This window comes from Clostridium aromativorans, from assembly GCF_020908015.1.
Taxonomy (GTDB): Bacteria; Bacillota; Clostridia; order Clostridiales; family Clostridiaceae; genus Clostridium_B; species Clostridium_B aromativorans.
Map to the genome: position 1 here is coordinate 58,076 of NZ_JAJJPB010000018.1, position 20,781 is coordinate 78,856.

At 35.0% G+C, this 20,781-nt stretch carries 16 protein-coding genes, 1 pseudogene and 1 other annotated feature; of the genes and pseudogenes, 4 read left to right on the forward strand and 13 right to left on the reverse strand.

The features are described from left to right. Positions 1 to 20 precede the first annotated feature (20 nt). The 4 genes from LN736_RS13185 to LN736_RS13200 form a co-directional block, all read right to left on the reverse strand. A complete protein-coding gene (locus LN736_RS13185) occupies positions 21 to 1,634 on the reverse strand; it encodes a mannitol dehydrogenase family protein (protein ID WP_268253891.1) in 1,614 nt (537 codons plus the stop codon). A 218-nt stretch (positions 1,635 to 1,852) separates the two neighbouring features. Further along, positions 1,853 to 2,524 carry a GntR family transcriptional regulator gene (locus LN736_RS13190; protein WP_150355825.1) on the reverse strand — a complete coding sequence of 224 codons (672 nt, stop codon included), beginning with the start codon at positions 2,522 to 2,524 and terminating at the stop codon, positions 1,853 to 1,855. Positions 2,525 to 2,707: 183 nt separating this feature from the next. After that, on the reverse strand, positions 2,708 to 5,263 hold the full coding sequence (locus LN736_RS13195; RefSeq protein WP_229981696.1) for an ABC transporter permease: 2,556 nt from the start codon (positions 5,261 to 5,263) through the stop codon (positions 2,708 to 2,710). 21 nt (positions 5,264 to 5,284) lie between these two features. Further along, on the reverse strand, positions 5,285 to 5,971 hold the full coding sequence (locus LN736_RS13200) for an ABC transporter ATP-binding protein (protein ID WP_106010450.1): 687 nt from the start codon (positions 5,969 to 5,971) through the stop codon (positions 5,285 to 5,287). A 216-nt stretch (positions 5,972 to 6,187) separates the two neighbouring features. Then, positions 6,188 to 6,430: a binding site (T-box leader), on the forward strand. 160 nt (positions 6,431 to 6,590) lie between these two features. Between LN736_RS13200 and proB the strand changes: the two genes are divergently transcribed. After that, complete coding sequence (proB, locus tag LN736_RS13205; RefSeq protein ID WP_150355827.1) at positions 6,591 to 7,439, forward strand: glutamate 5-kinase; 849 nt, start codon at positions 6,591 to 6,593, stop codon at positions 7,437 to 7,439. A gap of 132 nt (positions 7,440 to 7,571) precedes the next feature. Here the strand turns inward: proB and LN736_RS13210 are convergent, their stop codons facing one another. The 3 genes from LN736_RS13210 to LN736_RS13220 form a co-directional block, all read right to left on the reverse strand. Further along, positions 7,572 to 8,375, reverse strand: a complete 804-nt coding sequence (locus LN736_RS13210; protein WP_229981697.1) for a hypothetical protein — start codon at positions 8,373 to 8,375, stop codon at positions 7,572 to 7,574. An 18-nt stretch (positions 8,376 to 8,393) separates the two neighbouring features. Further along, positions 8,394 to 9,161, reverse strand: coding sequence for a MerR family transcriptional regulator (locus LN736_RS13215; RefSeq protein WP_150355829.1), 768 nt, complete (start codon positions 9,159 to 9,161; stop codon positions 8,394 to 8,396). Between the two features lie 77 nt (positions 9,162 to 9,238). Further along, positions 9,239 to 10,420 (reverse strand): DUF362 domain-containing protein, encoded by a 1,182-nt coding sequence (locus LN736_RS13220; RefSeq protein WP_229981698.1) that lies wholly within the window; start codon positions 10,418 to 10,420, stop codon positions 9,239 to 9,241. Positions 10,421 to 10,849: 429 nt separating this feature from the next. Between LN736_RS13220 and LN736_RS13225 the strand changes: the two genes are divergently transcribed. Then, complete coding sequence (locus LN736_RS13225; protein ID WP_179977513.1) at positions 10,850 to 13,015, forward strand: YhgE/Pip domain-containing protein; 2,166 nt, start codon at positions 10,850 to 10,852, stop codon at positions 13,013 to 13,015. Between the two features lie 26 nt (positions 13,016 to 13,041). Continuing rightward, the gene (locus LN736_RS13230; protein WP_229981699.1) at positions 13,042 to 15,204 is read left to right on the forward strand and encodes a YhgE/Pip domain-containing protein; all 2,163 of its coding nucleotides are present in this window, start codon (positions 13,042 to 13,044) and stop codon (positions 15,202 to 15,204) included. A gap of 140 nt (positions 15,205 to 15,344) precedes the next feature. Here the strand turns inward: LN736_RS13230 and LN736_RS13235 are convergent, their stop codons facing one another. From LN736_RS13235 to LN736_RS13245, 3 genes are all read right to left on the reverse strand, one after another. Beyond that, complete coding sequence (locus LN736_RS13235; RefSeq protein ID WP_179977515.1) at positions 15,345 to 16,241, reverse strand: permease prefix domain 1-containing protein; 897 nt, start codon at positions 16,239 to 16,241, stop codon at positions 15,345 to 15,347. 3 nt (positions 16,242 to 16,244) lie between these two features. Continuing rightward, a complete protein-coding gene (locus LN736_RS13240) occupies positions 16,245 to 16,580 on the reverse strand; it encodes a PadR family transcriptional regulator (protein WP_150355834.1) in 336 nt (111 codons plus the stop codon). 165 nt (positions 16,581 to 16,745) lie between these two features. Continuing rightward, positions 16,746 to 16,949, reverse strand: a complete 204-nt coding sequence (locus LN736_RS13245; protein WP_150355835.1) for a hypothetical protein — start codon at positions 16,947 to 16,949, stop codon at positions 16,746 to 16,748. A gap of 205 nt (positions 16,950 to 17,154) precedes the next feature. Between LN736_RS13245 and LN736_RS13250 the strand changes: the two genes are divergently transcribed. Next, complete coding sequence (locus LN736_RS13250; RefSeq protein WP_150355836.1) at positions 17,155 to 17,355, forward strand: alpha/beta-type small acid-soluble spore protein; 201 nt, start codon at positions 17,155 to 17,157, stop codon at positions 17,353 to 17,355. Positions 17,356 to 17,474: 119 nt separating this feature from the next. Here the strand turns inward: LN736_RS13250 and LN736_RS13255 are convergent, their stop codons facing one another. The 3 genes and pseudogenes from LN736_RS13255 to LN736_RS13265 all read right to left on the reverse strand — a co-directional run bounded on the left by LN736_RS13255 (position 17,475) and on the right by LN736_RS13265 (position 20,710). Next, positions 17,475 to 17,912 carry a hypothetical protein gene (locus tag LN736_RS13255; RefSeq protein ID WP_150355837.1) on the reverse strand — a complete coding sequence of 146 codons (438 nt, stop codon included), beginning with the start codon at positions 17,910 to 17,912 and terminating at the stop codon, positions 17,475 to 17,477. 133 nt (positions 17,913 to 18,045) lie between these two features. Further along, positions 18,046 to 19,458, reverse strand: coding sequence for an amino acid permease (locus tag LN736_RS13260; protein WP_179977516.1), 1,413 nt, complete (start codon positions 19,456 to 19,458; stop codon positions 18,046 to 18,048). Positions 19,459 to 19,673: 215 nt separating this feature from the next. Then, positions 19,674 to 20,710 (reverse strand): annotated as a pseudogene (locus LN736_RS13265) (RNA-guided endonuclease TnpB family protein). Positions 20,711 to 20,781 lie beyond the last annotated feature (71 nt).

Sequence of the window (20,781 nt, forward strand, 5' to 3'; positions counted from 1 at the left end):
ACATTCCTTCCCAATAATATTTATTTTAAATACTTTTCAAGTGTATTTCTAACTGAATTCTTTCCCGCTACCATTTCAGAAAAATAACTTTCTATTCTATCTCCAATTCCTATTTTGTACAAATCCATTCCAAATATTTCACTGTTGGAAAGTATGGGCTTCAGAGTGCCTCTCTCATATTTCCCTCCTAGCTTCACCTTTGAAAGGTGCTTTCTCAAGCTGTCCAGAAGCGGATCGGGACTTAATTCAAATTCTTTTCCCCGATCATCTATTCCCAGCATATACCTGCACCACCCTGCAATAACCAGAGGTATATATTTTAAAGATCTTACGTTCAAATCCTCTCTTTCAACATATGCTTTTATAGTCTCTCCAAATCTTATGCCGACCTTCTGGGATGTATCCGTTGCAATTCTCTGGGGTGTATCCGGTATATATGGATTGGGAAGTCGTACTTCTATAACCTCCCTTATGAAATCCTCCGGTGCTATTATCCCTGGATTTGAAACCACAGGCATGCCTTCTTCATATCCTATTTTATTTATAAGCCTGACTATGTCATCATCCTTCATTTCATCCGCAATTAGATTGTAACCAAGCATGCATCCAAATACGGCCATTGTCGTGTGAAGCGGATTAAGGCATGTACATACTTTCATTTTTTCAACTTTCTCAACAGTTTCCCTGTCTGTAAAATACACTCCTGCCTCTTCAAGGGGTACTCTTCCATTTGGAAAAGCATCTTCAATTACAAGATACTGAGGCCCCTCAGCGTTGACAAATGGTGCTATATAGGTGTTCTTAACTGTTATTATTGGTTTCATGCCCTTAATTCCCAGTTCCTCAAGTTTTTCCTCTACAGATTTGGAAGGCCTTGGAGTTATCTTGTCTATCATACTCCATGGAAATGTAACTTCATCGGTATTGCCTATATAATTTAAAAATTCTTTTTCCACAAGTCCATTTTCAACCCACTTAGCTGCAATTGTATTTATTGAATTAGACAATTTTTCCCCATTGTGTGAACAATTATCCATGCTAACCACTGCAATTGGAAGTTCTCCTGCTTTAAACCTGATATATAGAAGTGATGCAACTTTTGCCATCACATTGCTTGCCTTATCTGGACCATTCACTATGTCTCTGCTGACTTCATCTATAAATTCACCGGATAATTTTTTCAAATTATATCCTTTTTCAGTTATAGTAAAGCTGGCAATTTGAAGTGAAGGTTTTGAAAATATCTCCTTCAATCTCTTCCAGTTTTCTTCTCTTTCCCTGTCTGCAGCTATGCTTTCTCCAATACTTGCAATAACTGTATTGTCAAAACTACCGTCCGGCCTCATAATTACCTGAAGACTCAAGTTGTCGTGAGGTTTGTATACTTTATCTATGATTTCATAGTCATAGGTCTCCACCGCAGTTATCCCTGTCTTTATTTTACCTGAATCCAGAAGCTTCTGTTGGAGTGCCGCTATAAATCCTCTAAATATGTTTCCTGAACCAAAGTGCACCCATACCGGGTTTTTCCTGGTATTTCTGCACATTTCCTCATAGTTGAAATCCGGTAATTTGATTTCAGCTGCTTTCCATGCCGTTATATTCTTCATACAATCCTTCTTCAATTCAATCATACTTTCATACTGCCGCCTTATCAATCCATTAGATACTAAGGTTAGATTAAACCTTTTCCAAAAGTTTTCACCTCTCTGAATTTCACTTTCAATAGACTATGGTATAACAATAAACATTATGTTAAAATTATAATAGTTATATATTTCATCAGAGGGTTTTTGAGCTTGATATATTCTTGCCGGAATATGTCAAGTTACACCCTCATTTTATGCAGACATCATTTAAAATATTGAGGATATCTCTCTTTTACATCTTTTAAATTATAATTGACCATAGTCAGGTGATTTTTCATAATTTCATCAGCCTTCTCGGGTTTCTCATTCTTTATTGCTTCAATTATAATTTTATGTTGAGAATATACATCATCAATTTTCAAATTAGAGGAAAGTGTAAGCACACGTATGCGCTGAAAATCCATTTCCACCTGACATATAGTATCCCAGGTTCTCTCCTTATTGCACCCCTCAAAAATAGTTTTATGAAATTGCTCATCCAATTTAAACGCCCTTGTATAATCATTTTTTTTAATGGACATCTTCTGCATTTCTAAATTCATCTTCAGAAATATAAGCTTTTCTTCAGGAAATTGTTTACACGCAAGCCTTACCACAGCTCTTTCAACATGTTCCCTCAAAAACCTTGCTTCTTCTACTGCATCCAGATCAATCAATGATACAAATGTACCTTTCTGCGGATAAATATCAAGCAGTCCTTCCTGGGATAAAAGTAAAAATGCTTCCCTTACAGGAGTTCTGCTTATATTGAATTTTTCAGAAATACCCTTTTCAGAAATACTGAGGCCGGGTTTAAGATCAAGATGTATAATATCTTCCTTTAAAATTTGATATAATTTTTTACTGGTTAAATTTTTGCCTGTTACAAGAGTCATAATTCATCACCTTCATTGTCTTTGTACCATACAAGTATACTTGTATGGTAGCTATAAGTAAATTATAGCACATCTTTTTACAAATTCAATATCTTTTTAGAATTTAAAACAAAAACGGATTGTACAGCAAAATCACAAACAATGTACAATCACCATAAATTGTGAATTGTACATTGTTAATTGTTAATAGTCTTCTCTTATTGTGTCAATCAGATTTTCCCTGTTTATTCTGGAAAGAGGTGAAAGCACGGAAATATATCCTATGATTACAGCTGCAGCAGCTGCAATAGCTATTCCGATCCATGGGATCTGCCAGCTGGATTCTCTTACACTCACCGTTCCCTGATACATCATATAGGAAAGACCACATGCTATTATGGAGCCGTATATGGTTCCAATAACCGCATAGAGAAAACCTTCCAGCACTATCATTTTTTTCAGTCCCTTTTGAGTGAGGCCTATGGCCTTTAAAATGGCAAATTCCCTTCTTCTGAGTATTATATTTGTGGTGAGGGTATTTATGATGTTCACACTTCCAATAAGTGACACTACCACTACAAATCCATATACCAGTATTTCAATCATTAAAATCACCGATCTTGTGCTTCTGTTTTTATCAAGATGATTTATCAAACTAAGTGAAGGATCGGATTTTATAATATTTTCTATCTGATCTTTTGCGCTGTTTTCATTTTTGACATCTTTGATAGCAATATTCAGTACCACTGGTTTGATATCATTTATTCCTGTAAGTTTCTCCGCCACTTCCCTGGTAGTTATAAGTTTTGGTCCATTCTGTCCATTTAGATCAAAAGGTTCATCTTTAAGAACTGCCAGCACTTTTACTTTTTTGATATCGCCACTGTTTTGAGCTGATTCTTTATAACTATTTGTAATATTTCCATCATCTATTGAAGTAGTCTTCGTCTCTCCGCTGTATTTAAGCTCTATCTCATCCCCTGCTTTTATGTTCGCTACTGGACCGACATAGCTTTTCTTTTCCTTTTTATTGTACACCAAGTTTTTATTTATCAGAATAACACCATTTTCCTCATTTAACTTATTCATGTCTATATTTCCGGACTGCAGATACTTTTTTGAAGCATCCAGGGCATTTTCATCATAGACGGTGACAATTCCATTCATGGGTACTTTCTTTTCGCCCTCTACCTCCACGTTTTTGCCGTATACTCCATCTATGGATTTTACTGCCTCTATTTCCCTGCTCTTGTCTATAAATTCAACAAAATTGTATTCATTGTACATTTTGTATATCCTGCTCACTGAATTCAAAGCACTTATACCTTTTATGGTGTCATCCTTTATAAAACCGCTTTTTATATTTGGCTGAATGGAAAAATGTATATTTTTGGACTCGTTCACACTTCCCGATAAATTCAAAGTCATATCCATAAAGGATTTGAAGGTAACAAACAGCAGCACGCTTATGGCTATGGAAAAAACAGTTATCCTGTATCTCTTCCTGTTCCTCTTTATATTCTTATAGGCCATATTTCCTTCAAATTTAAACAGCTTGCTTATAATTATATTTTTTCTTCTTTTTATTTTTTCCTTTACAATGGCTGTCCTTCCGCTTATGGCAGACAGTGGAGAAATTCTCCCCGCAAACAGTGCAGGCAGCAGCGCAGATATATATATGGCCGCTATTGAAACTGCAGCACTTATAAGCATGACTACAGGTGATATAGATACTTTCATCATCATGGAAACCATATCTTTACCAATCATCCTGAATATAAGATTTATGGCAAAAATAGCTATAATACCGCATATGAGTCCCAGTGGTACACCTATGATCGAAAGCACCGACGCCTCCCTGAGCACTATTTTCCTTATCTGTGCCGGAGTTGCTCCAATTGCCCTCAAGAGACCGAACTGTCTCATTCTCTCCACTACACTTATCTGAAAAGAATTGTATATTACCGCAATTGCTGCTACAAGCACTATTCCTATTATAATCGCCACTGTAGAGTACAGCCCGGACAATCCTGATTTGCCGTCTCCTCCCCCTTCTATATCTATAAGAGGAGAATTATTCACAACAGATGGGGTATTTTTGCCGTTTATTTCTACTGTTTTATTTTTTGGCAGACCATCCAGTTCTGAAACTGCCCTTCTTAAATTTGTCTTTGAGCTTATCTCCGCAATAAGTAGTGATCTCTGCATATCAATACTACTGTCTTTGGATAAAAAAATGCCTGTTTTATTAACTTGACTGTCTAAGTTATCCTGGAGTATTCCAGCCAGGGTATACTCCCTGCCATTTAATTTTATCTTGTCACCTAATTTTGCATCTTTTTTCACGTATCTGAGTGCCCAGTTTTCCACAGCTGCCTCATGGTCATTTTCTGGAAATCTCCCTGTCTTTATCTTATAGGGGAGAAGTTCCAGGGCACTGTCCGAAGCTATAACGGGACTCACACTTACATCCTCATTTATCTTTATATTCTCACCTTGTTGACAAAAACCGCTGCGTGAAACCTTGGGGTTTCCTGTGACTTTTGCAGCAAGCTCTTTATCTGGAGCTGTATAGGACACATGCCAGGAGCCATAGGCACTTTTTACCCTTTCAATTTCTGCATTTTGCATGCTCATGATAAAGAAACCTATTGTACATATAAGTGCAGCAGACAATACTATCCCTATAATAGTGAGTATGCTTCTCTTTTTATTTGAACTGAGATATTTTCCTGTAAGTTCCTTGTAACTTGTAATCATATTAATCACCTCCTTCTTTATCTAGTCATTTTGCAGACGTTTATCTGAAATTATATGTCCATCTTCAATAGTAACTATCCTGTCTGCCATAGACGCTATATTTATATCATGAGTAATCAGTACAAGGGTTTGATTGTATTTTTTAGCTGTATATTTTAAAAGTTCAATGACCTCCTTTGAATTTTTGCTGTCAAGATTTCCCGTAGGCTCATCTGCAAGAACCATGGAAGGCTTGTTTAAAAGAGCTCTTCCAATGGACACCCTTTGCTGCTGACCTCCTGACAGTTCAGAAGGAAGGTGCTTTTTTCTTTCCTCAAGTCCCAATAATTTTATAATTTCCTCCAAATATTTTTCATCCACCCTGTCATTGTCTAAAAGTGCCGGAAGTGATATATTTTCTTCTACATCCAGAACAGGTATCAGATTGAAAAATTGAAACACAAATCCTATTTTCCTCCGCCTGAATACAGCAAGCCTGTTCTCCTTGTAACCATAAATATTTTCTCCTTCAATTATCACTTTACCTGCAGTAGGCCTGTCAAGACCTCCCAGAAGATGCAAAAGCGTGCTCTTGCCGGAACCTGAAGCACCTACAATTGCTACAAATTCTCCTTTATTTACGGATAAGTTTATGTCTTTCAGTGCTTCTACTTTGTTTTCACCTTTCCCATATATCTTAGTCAAATTCTCCACCTTTAATATTTCCATTTTATACTTTCCCTCCTATCTATCTAAATTATAGATGAATTCCATCTCCAGCTCCATGTCTGCTGCCTTACAAAATAAAATGCCATCTTACAATTTTGTAATCTTTATATGGCTCCATCCAGTTTGTCTGTTTTCAAAGATATCCATTATACACATCAATAATTCTTTACTTGATATTTTTTTCAATTAGTGTTATACTTTTAAAAAATAAATATTATAAATGCTGTGAAAAGAAATAGTAAGTATTTTAGATTTTAAGAGAGAAGTTGGCCGGTGTGAAACTTTAATGAAAAAATATTGAACCAGTCTTGGAGCTATGAACCGAAAGAACATCCAGTAGGCTTCATCGGAAATTCCACCGCTATCAGGAAAACAGTATCAAGATATGTCTTCGTACTGGTTGAGTGCAGTTCTTACTGAATTTAGGTGGTAACACGGAAAAGTATATTCGCCCTAAGTTGATTTTAATCAACTTAGGGCTTTCTTATTATAAAGTAAGTTTTTAAAAAAGATATCTAAATTAGATAATTAAACAACATAATCATTTTATCATATTTAAATGAGACCAATATTCAATTATATTCTATAAAAACTAAAATACAGAAAGGATTGGCTTATTATGAAACTTATAAAAAATCGTATAGTCATAAAAGTGGGTACATCTTCTATTACAAGTAAAAATTATGGAATAAATTTTCAGCACATTGATAAGCTAGCTCAAGTCTTATCCGGTGTCCAGAATTCAGGCTATGAGATCATCCTCGTTTCATCCGGAGCCATTGCCGTGGGAACAAATAAAATGGGGTTGATTGAGCGTCCCAAAGAACTCAGAATAAAACAAGCTGCTGCTGCTGTAGGGCAATGCGAACTCATGCATATTTACGATAAATTCTTCAGCGAATACGGTAAGATTGTTGCCCAGATACTTCTAAGTGAAGAAGATGTATACCAGGAAGAAAAAAATCGCAATCTGATAAACACATTCGATTCCCTTTTAGAGAGAAATATTATTCCTATTGTAAATGAAAATGATTCTGTAAGCCATCGGGAAATTGAATCCAGCCAAAAAATATTTGGTGACAATGATACACTTTCCGCAATAGTAGCTGTACTTTGCAGGGCAAAGAAATTAATTCTTATGTCAGATATAGATGGGCTCTATGAAAGTGATCCAAGGTTAAACCCCAACGCAAGACTTATCCAACAAGTTAGTAATATTGATGAAAATATCCGTAAACTGGCAAAAGGTTCTAGTTCAAACCGTGGTACCGGTGGAATGATCACAAAGCTTGATGCAGCCCAAATTGCCACTTCACATGGCATTGATATGATTATAACCCATGGTCAAAGACCAGAGAATTTATACAGTATTATTGAAGGTAAACAAATAGGAACTTTATTTGTTGGGAAAAACAAAGACATTCTTCACACAAAACACCGTGTTTTGACAGCTCCTATTCACATATGACCGTCAAAATTAAAATTTATAAATTGGGAACAACACTAAGATATTATACAGCTACAGCAAATATAACATATCATGCTGCAGTTGTATTATTATTGTACAAATTCTTCTATTCAAGTTTCTATCAATGTCATTTCAATTTCTTCTAACAACTACAAAAAATAGGCTTACCAAAAAGGTTATCATAGAGAATATCACTGCCACAACTAAAAAACTCGTTACTAAAATATTATATTTTATCAAATTAACCTCCTGAATATATTTCGACAATCCAAAAATATTCAATATAAACAGTATGAAAAATATAGCTGTCAATCCTATTGAAGCACCTCTTATATCGGCCAAACTCAGCGATATATGAGAAGATATGCATATGGATATAAACAGAAATACATAAAAATAAGGATTTTGAAAATTTCCAGTTGAGAAAATATTCTTTACGAGTCCGAGATAGGAATGTGCTAATCCCATAACTGTGGATTTATCTATTGTTTCCACGTGGATATTTCTCATTAAGATATTCATAAAATTATTATAAGTTTGTGGAATGCTCACATACATCAGAGCAACCATGCAGGCAATGCCCCCAAAAATGGGGGCTATCCCTATAAAAAAATTTCCTATTTGCTCATAAATACTGTTTTGATCATAACTGTGCTCTACGTATCCCATGACACCGTTGGCATCCGGCTTTTGAAGCAATTTAATGGCAGTAATTCTATGCCCAAACAGCAGTGCAGCTATTCCATGGCTGAGTTCATGTATGGGCACTCCAATAAAACCAGTTACCATTACTGCCTTGTTTCCAAGACTTCTTTGAAAATTTATCAGTGAATAATTTCTGAGCATGCCCAAAAGAAAACCTACAAATATCATCATACCTGTCAAATTGGCAGTTTCTACACAAGTCTTAATGAACAATTGTATTAAAAGCTTCAAATCTCATCATCTTTCTTTCTATTTCTTCATACCGGTATAAATAAAAATAGCATCCCTTAAAAATTTGGCCATTCCAGGTTTTCTCTTGTCATAATAAGCTGTAAATCTTCTGTCATCCACATACATCTGTGCAACACCTACATGAGCTTCTTTTGAATAGCTGTCCCAAAAGTAGGAGAGCCACCTCCTGTGCATATCTGCTGCTTTTTGTGCCAGTTCTCCCCCCGGGTTTTTTGTCTCAAAGGCACTTTCCAATGTATCCATTATATCACTTTGCAGTTTTTCAGCTTCCCTATACTGATTTTCAGTCATATTTCTGAATTTTTCATTGGATCTCTCAACAGTATCATCACCGTACTTTTCCCTGATTTCCCTGCCATATTTCTTTTCGTTGCCTTCTATAAGCCTTTCCTTAAAGCCTTCAAATTTTTCACTATCTGTCATTTTAATTCTTCCTTCCCTAAACGCAATGGTTTTTTCCACATTTGAAATGATCAAATCCAATTTACGCCTTTTTTCAAGGAGTTTCTCATGGTGCTTTTTCAGAGCCTTTACAGTATCAAAACTGGTGGAAGTCACAATATTCTTTATATCTTCCAGATTAACCCCTAGTTCTTTATAAAAAAGTATCTGCTGAAGTCTATCCACTTCCATCTGTCCATAAATTCTGTATCCTGATGAATTGATTCTGGCCGGCTTCAGTATTCCAATTTCATCATAATACCGGATTGCCCTTTTACTGACTCCAGAAAGTTTACTGAGTCCCTGTACTGTATAATATTCCATGTTTTTACCTCCTTGTAAATTAAATATAAACCTTTACGCAGCGTTAATGTCAATAGGAAAAACAGCCAATGTATTCATCAGCGGGAACAGGCTAATTTATCAAGGATTTTTCTCAAAAATGGAGTTTTTACCTCAATTGCCTTTTGAGGGCACATTTCCTGACAGCAGTAACATCGGATACATTTGTCATAATCGTACTGGGGAATCGTTCCCATGTCCTTATCAAGTTTTATGGCCTTTCCTTCTACAGGACAGCTATTTACACATATTCCACAGCGGATACACCTTTCCTCTACTACATAGGGTCTCTGCCTTATGAGCTTCATAAGCCATTCAACTCTATGAAAACCCGCTTTTTTTATATCTCCACGATAGACATCAAAATTCATTTTTCCATATTTCTTGACAATCTCCTCTATTGGTTTTTCTCCTTGAGGAGTTAAAATCTCTATATTCTCATCATGCCAGTTTCCAAGTCCCCATACTTCTCCGTTTACATTGGTGGGCACTGATTCTGGGTCAAGATTGATGAGCCTGCAGAAGACGCTGTCAAGAGCCACCGGATCCCCGGACATGAGGATAATATTCATCTTTACAGGTCTTCCCGACGAAGGTCCATTTCCCTCCATGGCCACAATTCCATCCATAATATGGAGTCTTGGCTTTATCATTACATGCAGATCACAGAGCATTTTTGCAAATCTGTCTGCATTCTGATACTTTGCATGACTCAGCCCCTTGTTGAAACCATATATGCAACCAAATATATTTTTCACAGCTCCAGTAACACGTTCTAGGGCATGGGTTTTCATTTTACAGACATTTATAACTGCCTCAGCATCTAAAGCCCCCCTGCTTATTACAAAATTTTTTGCAACTTTTCCCTGTGGAAAATCAACTTTTTCTCCCTGCCTAAAATCAGCTTCCTCAATTCCCAATTCTTCAGCTGCTCTGGCAATTCCAGCAGTATTTGATATTTTCGTAGGATTGCCATTTCCCGGTGAATCACCATATGAAATCTTATTATATCCACTTTCCTTCAGAACTCTTGCCACAGCTTTAAAAACCGACGGATGAGTTGTTATAGCTTGATCCGGCACTGCCCTTTTTAAAAGATTGGGTTTTAAAAGAATTTTTTCATCTTTTCTCATAAAATTTTCTATTCCACCTAGAAGCTCCAGCCCTCTTTTAACGGTTCTATATACTTTATCTTCATCATAGTCAGTACATTCAAGTAGTATAACTCTACTTTTTTTCAAATTACAATCCCTCCTTTTCTTCATTTTCTCATAAGGCAAACTTATCCAGGTGCATAACAGTACTTGTCCCCCACCTTATGAAGTTGGGAATATTAACAATGTATTCTTCGGATAGATGTCCTTTTGTTAGACATTACACCATAACTATATAATGTAATTATAACATTATTTCTATGGAAAATCAGACATAAAAAAGACACCTTAAGACTTCTCTTTCCAGAATTAAAAGCTATTTTTCATCTTGATCTTTGAGCTCATCCAAAATTAGAATACAGATTAGTAAATAAGGATACCATATAAATACTCAAAAAATTTACCGGTATAAAAATAATTATTTTAGGTAACTTTAGCCGTTTTTATAACAACATCAATTTCAATTAAAACATTTAAGAAACACATTTTCCAGTTATTTTATAGGAGTGATATGAGATGATAAAGAATATCATAAGTATATTTAAAAGAGATATAAAAACCATCATAAAAAATAAAGCGGCACTAGCAACTGTACTAGGATTATGTATAATGCCCTGTTTATATACACTGGTAAATGTGAGGGCAATCTGGAATCCTTACTCCAGTGCCAAATTGAGTAATATTTCTATAGCCGTGGTAAACAGGGATCAGGGTGCTCTATTTCAGGATAGAAATATCAACATGGGAGATGAAATTGTAAATAATCTAAAAAAAAATCATAATATTGGATGGAAATTTGTCGACTCAAAAGAAGCCGATCAGGGAATGATGGATGGAAAATACTATGCTGAAATTGAGATACCTGAAGATTTTTCCTACGATCTTTCAAGTATAATTACGGATAATCCAAGAAAGGCTCAGATATTTTATAAATCAAATACAAAGACCAGTCCTATGGGAAGCAAAATCACCGAAGGTGCAGTTAACTCCCTTGTGAGCTCCATAAAATCCAATTTTGTATATTCAGTAAACAAAGCTATATTTTCTTCTCTGAATATTATAGGGAAAAAAGCAGAAAAAAATAAATTTCAGATAATAGACCTAAAGAATTCAATAATAGCTCTAGGTGACAATATGGACCTCGTTACAGCTGTACTTGGAGGCATAAATGACAATGCCAGTGATATTGCACTGATTCTTACTCAATTAAAACCCATTATTTCTACGGCCGGAAATATAAATATAACAAATCAAGTACCTGTCGGCAATAAAGAACTTATAAAATCAATAAAATCTTCCCTAAACAATTCCTTTGACAACATTCAAGTAAACTTCAACAATGCCAAAGCAGATATTTATAGACTTCAGACCCTTGCGGACAATTTGAATTCATCAATTGAAGATGTAAATTTCTCTAACATAAACTCCACAGCGGACAAGATGAATTATCAGATAGATATGTTAAATGGAGAAGTTGACTCCATAATAGATTTTTTGCAGACAGTAAACGGGTTTGCACACAACAGCAGAATATCAAATCTTTTAAATTCCTTAAATGATGTAAAAAGTCTTTTGAATATTGAGAGGAATAATATAAATAATCTTCAGCAGAGTTTAAACAATACAAATCAGATAAACAGCAGCTTGAATAATTCTATAGTTCACAATACATGGAATGTGAGTTTGAAGCTCATTGATTCTGTCAACCAGTACAATAATGAAGTAAAAGGAGAGTTAGATGCAATAACTGATGATTTAATAGCATCCTCAAATAATTCTGCCGATATTTTAAAGACTGCAGAATTTATGAATAAGCGGGGCATCAAATCTATAAATACCTTGATAGATGGAAGCAGACTTATAGCTGATTCCTCTGGAAAACTTGAGAATCAGCTTCTTCAATTTAAAAAGCCTATTATAAATGCCAGTAACAAACTAAAACTTACAAATAACAAGGATATAGTGAAAATAATAACCATACTTCAAAACGATCCTGAAATAATGGGAAATTTTATGGCCAATCCATTTAATATAAAGGAGGAAAATATTTATACAATTCCAAACTTCGGATCAGCATTTGCACCTACTTATATGACAATTTCCATATGGGTTGGATGTACCATGCTTGCAGCAATGCTTAAAACAACTGCAGCCAAATTTGAAGGATCTGAAAATCTATCATTGAAAGAGGAGTATTTTGGAAAGATGCTGCTTTTCGTTTCAATTTCTATAATACAATCTCTTATAATTGTATTTACCACTAAATTTATACTCCATGTTTATACTGAAAATTTCTTCCTTATGATAATTTTTGGATTGATTTCATCCCTGGCATTTTCGACAATAGTATACAGTATGGTGTCCATATTTGGAAATCTTGGAAAGGCAATTGCTGTCTTATTAGTTGTAGTACAGCTTGCAGGGAGCGGTGCTACTTATCCTATACAGCTTAACCCATTAATTTTTAGAATATTTCAGCCTTTCTTTCCGTTTACCTACAGCCTAAGCGGATTTAGAGAATCGATTGGAGGGCCTCTTATAAGTACTGTAGTCATAGATTTTTCAATACTTGTTCTTATGTCTGTAATTGCCGTATTGGTGGGATTGTTCTTGAAAAAGCCTCTCTATGGGATAATGAATAGATTTCATAGTAAATTTATAGAGTCAGGTATTGGAATATAAATATTGATAATAGGAGTGACACCAGCATGAATACTGTATTTAAAATATTAAAGAGGGATCTTAAAAACATAACAAAAAATTTTGCTGTGCTCATAACGATTATAGTATTCTGCTTTCTCCCATCCTCCTATGCACTTGTAAATATAAAAGCGTCCTGGGATCCCTACTCAAAGGCCAATACCAGCAGACTTCCCATTGCAGTTGTCAACAAAGATGAGGGCGGCAGCATTAATGAAAGGACTATAAATGTAGGAAATGAGATTATAAACGAGTTAAAAAAAGACAGGAGTATCAACTGGGTTATCATAGATGAATGGCAGGGAAATTACGGGCTCAATACTGGAAAGTACTATTCATTGATAGAAATTCCTGAAGATTTTTCAAGTAGACTTCTCACGCTTGCCACCTCGGAACCTCAAAAACCAAATATAGTATACAGAGCCAATGAGAAATTGAATGCAGCGGCTACTGAAATTACAAGCCAGGCAAAAGATGTGCTGGCGGATCAGATTAAATCAAACTTTGTAAAGATAAGCAGCAGGGAAGCTCTCAAACAGATGAATTCCATCGGCAAAAAGTTAAACAATTATAAACCTGAAATTCTACAAATTAAAGACTCGCTGGAGGATTCCATCACAGCCATATATAAAACAAAAAAATATCTGTCGGAGGTAAACGGAAATTCAAGGGAGATACAGGATTATTTAAATAAGCTTAAAAATGACATTCCAAGACTTTCCAGACAGATTGAAAGCCTTCAGGATATTGTAAATCATGGCAGATCCCTTGCACAGTCCACAAAACAAACTATAAATTCAGCACAGAATAATCTGTCAAACGGGATAAATGAACTTCAGAACCAAAATACTCAGCTTCAATCCCTTTTGTCAAGTCTTGAAAATACGGACAATGAATTTGTAAATTCTAGTGCCATAAACAATACTATAGATCAGCTAGATAATCTAAATGATTCGATGATTGAAAAAATTGACAGCAGTTTCAAAACACTCAATGCTATAGATGATGTGTTGCCAAACAATGGTGCGGTGGAGCTCATAAATACCCTGTCTAGAATGAAGAATTCCATACAGATGGAAAAAGGTTCTCTTGCACAATTGAAGCAGCTTGTGAACAGTAATGGTTCAAAGGAAAGTACAGATTCAATTATAGCTCAGCTCTCTAAAATGAGAAATGAATTGTCATCGGATGCAGTGAATATATCCAATGTTTTTTATTCAAATGCCAGCCAGACTTTGAACAACATGAGCAATAATATTGATAGGAGTCTGGAAATTTATGAGGGTATACTTCAATCTACAAGAACGATTATTCCTCAGCTTAATTCACTGGCAAATGCAGGTGCCTCTATCAGTGAAATATCAATATCACATGTAAACCAGATAAACAAAAGGCTTGGAGATATTCAGAACAGATTAAACCAGCTAAGCAAAGATACGAATATGATAAATGAAAAGAATATTGATCATATAATAGAAATAATGGAAAAAAGTCCTGAAATTTCAAGTCTATTGTCATCTCCGATAGAGTTGAAAAACGTTCAGCTCTATAATCTTGGATTATTTGGATATGGAGTCACTCCTTTTTATACTACGCTGTCAATATGGGTAGGTATACTTCTTCTTTCAACTATACTTACGCTGAAATGCAAAAAATTTGGAGATGGAACAAAGGTCAGCATGATTCAGGAATATTCTGGAAAATTATTTCTTTTCATGGGACTCTCTTTAATACAGACATCTATAACTCTACTTGGAGAATTTTTGCTTCTGGGAATAAGACCTGTGAATATACCTGCCATGATAGGAGTTGCATTTGTGGTAAGTATAACATTTTCCATAATAATATTTACATGCATATTTATATTAGGAAATGTAGGGAAAGCCCTGGTTACAGTTCTTATGATATTCCAGATTTTTGGAACAGGCGGCATATACCCTCTTCAAATTATTTCAACAAGACTTGCCAACATGGCGCCATTTTTACCATTTACCTATTCCATAAATGGGTTTAGGGAAGCAATTGGAGGTCCCAACTGGGATCATCTTCTTAAAATATTTGGAATGCTTGGCTATTTTACAGGAATATTTCTTCTCATTGCCCCCCTTAAAAAGGTATTCCAAAGGCAGATACAGCAGATGGAAAATGACTTTAAAAAGTCACAGCTATAATGTGAGTTTATTTGTGCTGACAACAAAAAAATATTTATAATCATACACTCCACGGCAGCATCACACCCATATTTATCAGCAAATATTACAGTTGTAATTCCCGCTGGCATTACAGTTTTGCCAGCATATTTCTTCTACAATCAGGATCTATTTTTCATTTTGATCTTTGAACTCATCCAGAGTTCTATAAGTACTTCACAGGCAACTGCAAATAAAAATACAACCCAGGAATATTTAAAACCAATTATAAAACCCAATAATACAAAAAGCGCCGCCGCAAACAGCCAAAGTGCTCCGGATAAAAGCCCTCTCTGCTCCAGGGTTTTTGCATCTCCATATGCAGTAGCATAATTCTCCTTAAACATTCTTTCTCTTTCCAATACCCAGGGTTTATGTCTTTCTTTTTCAGTGAGCAGTAAAAATACAAGCACACAGAGACCTGGAATTACAAAAGGCATAAGACTTCCAGATACGGATTCAAGCCCCATTCCGTCCATAAAATACAGCATGGCCGAAACGCAAACTCCAAACACAATCACAGCAGATGAAATGCCATATATCAGGGCACGTTTCCATTCCATAGGGAAATCGGTGTTTGTTTCCTGAGTAAGGCCCAAAAATACAAACATGGCTGTGGAAATTGAAATAAATACCGGTAGAGTAGATACCCCCGTGGATATTTCACCTGTGCTAAAATAAGTTGTGAATGCTGATATTATAGCAAACAGCGCAATGGCACCTGCAGCTGCATAACCAACAGCATGCTTTTTGTCAACCTGTATTCTTGAATGTACATACATTTGGTCAATGACCTCCTTCCTCTTCTGCCGGCTTATCTGATCTGCAATTTTAGTAATATCACCTAGTTCAGCTGCTGCCTTTTCAAAGGCTTTTTCATCAGACTCGCTCTGATTTTTAAACTCTTTAATTCTCTCCTGCAGATTGATTGCAATTTCTTCCTTGAAATCCTTGAGCTCGGGAGTATCTTCATAATCCCGAAAAAGTCTATCTATATAAACCTGAACTTTCACATCCATTTTTCATTCCTCCTCCAACAATTTATTGAGTATCCTCTGAGAGAATTCCCAATCTTCCTTATTTTGCCTGTAAAGTTCTCTTCCCTTTTCAGTAATTTTATAGTATTTGCGCCTCCCTCCCTGAGACTCATCTCCCCAGTAGGAAGTAATATATCCACCCTCCTCCAGCCTCCTATAGCTTGAATAAAGGGTTGCCTCTTTCATTTCAAATTGATTTTGAGTTTTTTCCATGATAGATTTGTGAATTTCATATCCATAGCTGTCACCTTTTCTCAAAATGGCCAACACAATGGTATCTGTATGTCCCCTAAGCAGATCTGACGGTGTTTTTAAAACCATCTCATCACCTCCCCGGTATATTCCTTTGACCATCCAATTATAATGTATATCATATTATTATGATTGTCAATATACTTTGATGAAAAAATTGGTCAAAATCATTTAAGTATAATTTTGACCAGCTCTTTTAAAACCTGTAAGATAAACAATACTGCATTTTAGGCTCTAAACTTTGGATAACTTTTCTATTAAATTTTCAACATTTTTTGCAGATATATATTTATCACCCTTTTTAACTAGAACTTTCTCATGACATTTTGAGCATTTGTGGAGACAATCTTTTGTTTTGAATTCAATTTCATTATCCTTTAGAATCCTGATTAAATCCTTGTAATTCAGGGTATGCTTGCACACTTTAATTTTTGACATATGAACACCTTCTCGCACTAATTAAAATCAATTATTTTATAATAACCATTATACTCTAATGTATATAAATTTTCCATGTTTATCTGTTTTTGTTCTTGCAAATATCTGCTAAATATTTCTCCAATTTCATAGACTAACTTACTCATATATACAAAAACTAAAATGTCACCAAAAATATATTACAAATTAAAGGAGGCTTTTGTTCATGTCAAATAAACCTTTGGTTCCAGAGGCAAAAGAAAGATTAAACAAGCTTAAAATGGAAACAGCAAATCAATTGGGGATTGATTTGAACAAAAAATATATTGCAGGCTTAACCTCAAAAGATGCTGGAAAATCAGGCGGCACTATTGGCGGACAGATGGTCAAAAAAATGGTCCAGTCTTACAAAAACAGATTTAAGTAATAAAAGTCCATACTCAATTTGAGCATGGACTTTTCAGATTGTAGACAATAAGATACGATTTTAAATTTAAAGATCCCAGTTTATCTATGATACAGTTCACTTCTGATATTAATTCCATATTATATTAAATCCATAGCTGTCTCTTTTAATAATTTTATTTTGCATTCAGGATTCATAGTTATAAAGTCATTGATATTCTTGGTCATTTTAAAATAATTTATAAAATCCTGCTGCTTAGCATTATCTATATTAAGTTTATATGCAATATTATCTAAAAATTTTATTTCTTTCTCATCATATGATCCATCTGCTAAAGCCAATCCAAGTAATTCAAAATAAAGTATATTTTTAATTCTGTCTGTAGATGATGCTAATTCTTCAATAGCTGATTCATATGTTAGTTTTTCTATAGTTTCATTGTTTAAAGAAAGTTCTTTGATATAGTCATCTATCAATATTTGCTCACTATGAGCAAACACTTCATCTGCATTAGCTAGAGCCTGAACTAAGTTAATAAAGATAATGGATTCTCTTTTATTAAATTCATTTATAAACATATTGGTCACCTCATTTTAAATTTAACATACATTATTATAATATTATATCATAATAAAAGTGCTGTTCACAGCGATTTAAAAAATCGCTAATGCAGCAGCACCTTTTATTTCAACTCTCTCATTCTCATAATTATTATTTATCATCCATATTTTGTTTTGGGTTTTTCTCATCCTCCATCAACTCTTCAGAAAACTCAGTAGATAGTCCTGCAGTATTTCTCTTTACATTTTGATACTTGAATTTTTTTATATTTTCATAATATTTTATTCCTGAATAGATCAGCGAATAAAATAAAATTATTATTATTCCTGCTATAAGTCCCTGAGATTGCCCCGGAACAAAAGGCATACTAAAAATAACAGCAACAAGGGCTGCCATTGTGAACCAATATGCATATCTATTTTTTATCTTTCTTCTTTTAGAAAGTTTAATTTCTGAAGCCAGAATCATGACATAGGTAAAAAGCAGTGCAAATCCTCCCGAACTCACTAAAAATAAATAAACTTTTGGAAATAAAAGTCCCAGCATCAATCCCAAAAGCATTGCAGCACCTGAAAAAATCATCCCCCTATAGGGGACATCTCTTTTGTCCTTCAATAATTTAGGTGCAAGACCTTCCTCTGCAAGAGAACGAATCATTCTCCCCAGGCCAAACATAGCTGCCAGCATAGTCGAAAGTATGGCAGTAAACATAACTATATTTATTGCATTCCCGGCCCAGCTTATTCCCCACCTATCCAGAGCCACAACCATAGGACTTGCATTTTCAGTAAGTATTCCTGTAGGTATCAACGGAAGAAGCACAGCTACAGAAACTATGTAAAGTCCCAATAAGCTCAAAACAGTATAATTGATGGCTCTTGGAATTGTTTTTTTAGGATTGTCGGTATCTGCAGCAGCCAGGCCTATTATTTCAAATCCTGCATAGGCAAACATAACTGTAATCATACTTCCCAGTATACCTTTTATACCACCCGAAAGCAGTGGTTCATATCTCAATTCACCTACACCCACCGGAGAATTTCTTCCAATAAGTCCCATAATTAAAAGCAGACCGATAATTATAAATGACACTATAGCCAATAATTTAAATGCAACCAATCCACTTTCAAACTTGCTCAATTTATCGGCTCCAAGTAAATTAAGCAGTGTAACCACAACAATTACAGCACTTCCAAATAGTCCAATGGGCACTCCCGGAAACCAGCTGCGCACTAAAATGGAAATAGCAGCTGCCTCACTGGACATAGCCAGGATCATGCCAGTCCAGTAAACCCATCCCAAGGTGAACCCAGCACCTGATCCAAAAGCTTTCGCAGCAAATGACCTGAAAGATCCTGATGATGGATATTTTTCCGTCATATCCGAGAGTGCGGAAAGTATAAAATAGACTAAAATTCCTGCTACTACATAGGATATCATAATAGCAGGTCCTGCAGCATGAATAGCAACTGATGATCCGATAAAAAAAGATCCTCCAATTATGGTACCCAGTGCCATCATAGTGACCTGCCATGCAGACAGACCTTTACGTTTGTTTTCCACTTAATACCACCTCAAGTTTATATAATCTTGAGTATAGTATTTCTTAAAACATGGAAAACATTCTGGCTTTCATATAAACAGCTAATGAAATATCTGTAAACTGGATTGTGAACTACCACCACCTATAGAAGTGGATGGCTTCTTAGTCAATATTCCTAATGGAACAAGTTTACCTAAGCTCTAAAGGTCGAACCAACCTCAGTGTATTACCAAAATTATATGGCTAATTTCAGCAGATTTTTACTGGCGTTTATATCCCTGTCATGGTGTGTGCCGCACTTAGGGCAAATCCATTCCCTGAGTGCAAGATTTTTTACTTCTCTATTCTTATATCCACAAACTGAACATAATTGACTACTTGCATAATTACCGGGTGCCACTCACTCCAGCTTGCTTCGCTTATTGCCTTTGCCAGCCTGTGATTCTGCTGCATATTTTTAACTTTTAAGTCCTCAATAACTATAGATTGGTTTTCTCTGATTAGTTTTATTGATAACTTATTTAAGAAGTCTGCCCTTTGATTCACTATCTTCTCGTGTAATTTAGATAATTTTAACCTAGCTTTTTTTCTGTTATTACTGCCTTTTTTCTTCCTTGATAGGTCCCTTTGAAGTTTGACAAGCCTTCTCTCTGATTTTGTCAGATATTTTGGGTTGGCCTCTCTATATCCATCTGAACATATTGCAAATTCTTTTAGCCCCATATCTATTCCTATTTTTTTACTGACTTCAGGCAGCTTTTTAATCTCACAATTAACCAGTATAGATATAAAATATTTACCACTCGGCACCTGGGATACAGTACAGGATTTAATTATTCCGCTGAATTCCCTGTGCTGTTTTATCTTAATCATAGACTTTAATTTAGGTACTTTGATACGTTTGTTTTGAATATACACAGTACCATTTTGATTATTGGTTGTATAACTGTTATAGTTACTTTTCTTACTTTTGAATTTAGGAAAACCTATTGATTTATCTCTAAAGAAATTTTTATATGCTTTATTTAGATCCATTTGAGCATTTGCCAGAGCAAGACTGTCAACTTTTTTAAGCCACTCAAATTCTTTTTTATACTGTGCTGGGGTAGGATACTTGATCTTTTTAATATCCAAATCTTTGTTTTCTTTATATGATTTAATTCTATCAGACAGCATTTGGTTATATATAAATCTGACACAGCCAAAAGTTCCAGCAAAATACACTTTTTGTTCTTTGTTCGGGTAAATCCTGTATTTATAAGCTTTTAACATATTTTCACCTCATTTCATTCCTTGATTTTCAATGTACTCCTTAACTATATCAATTGGAACACCACCAGTTG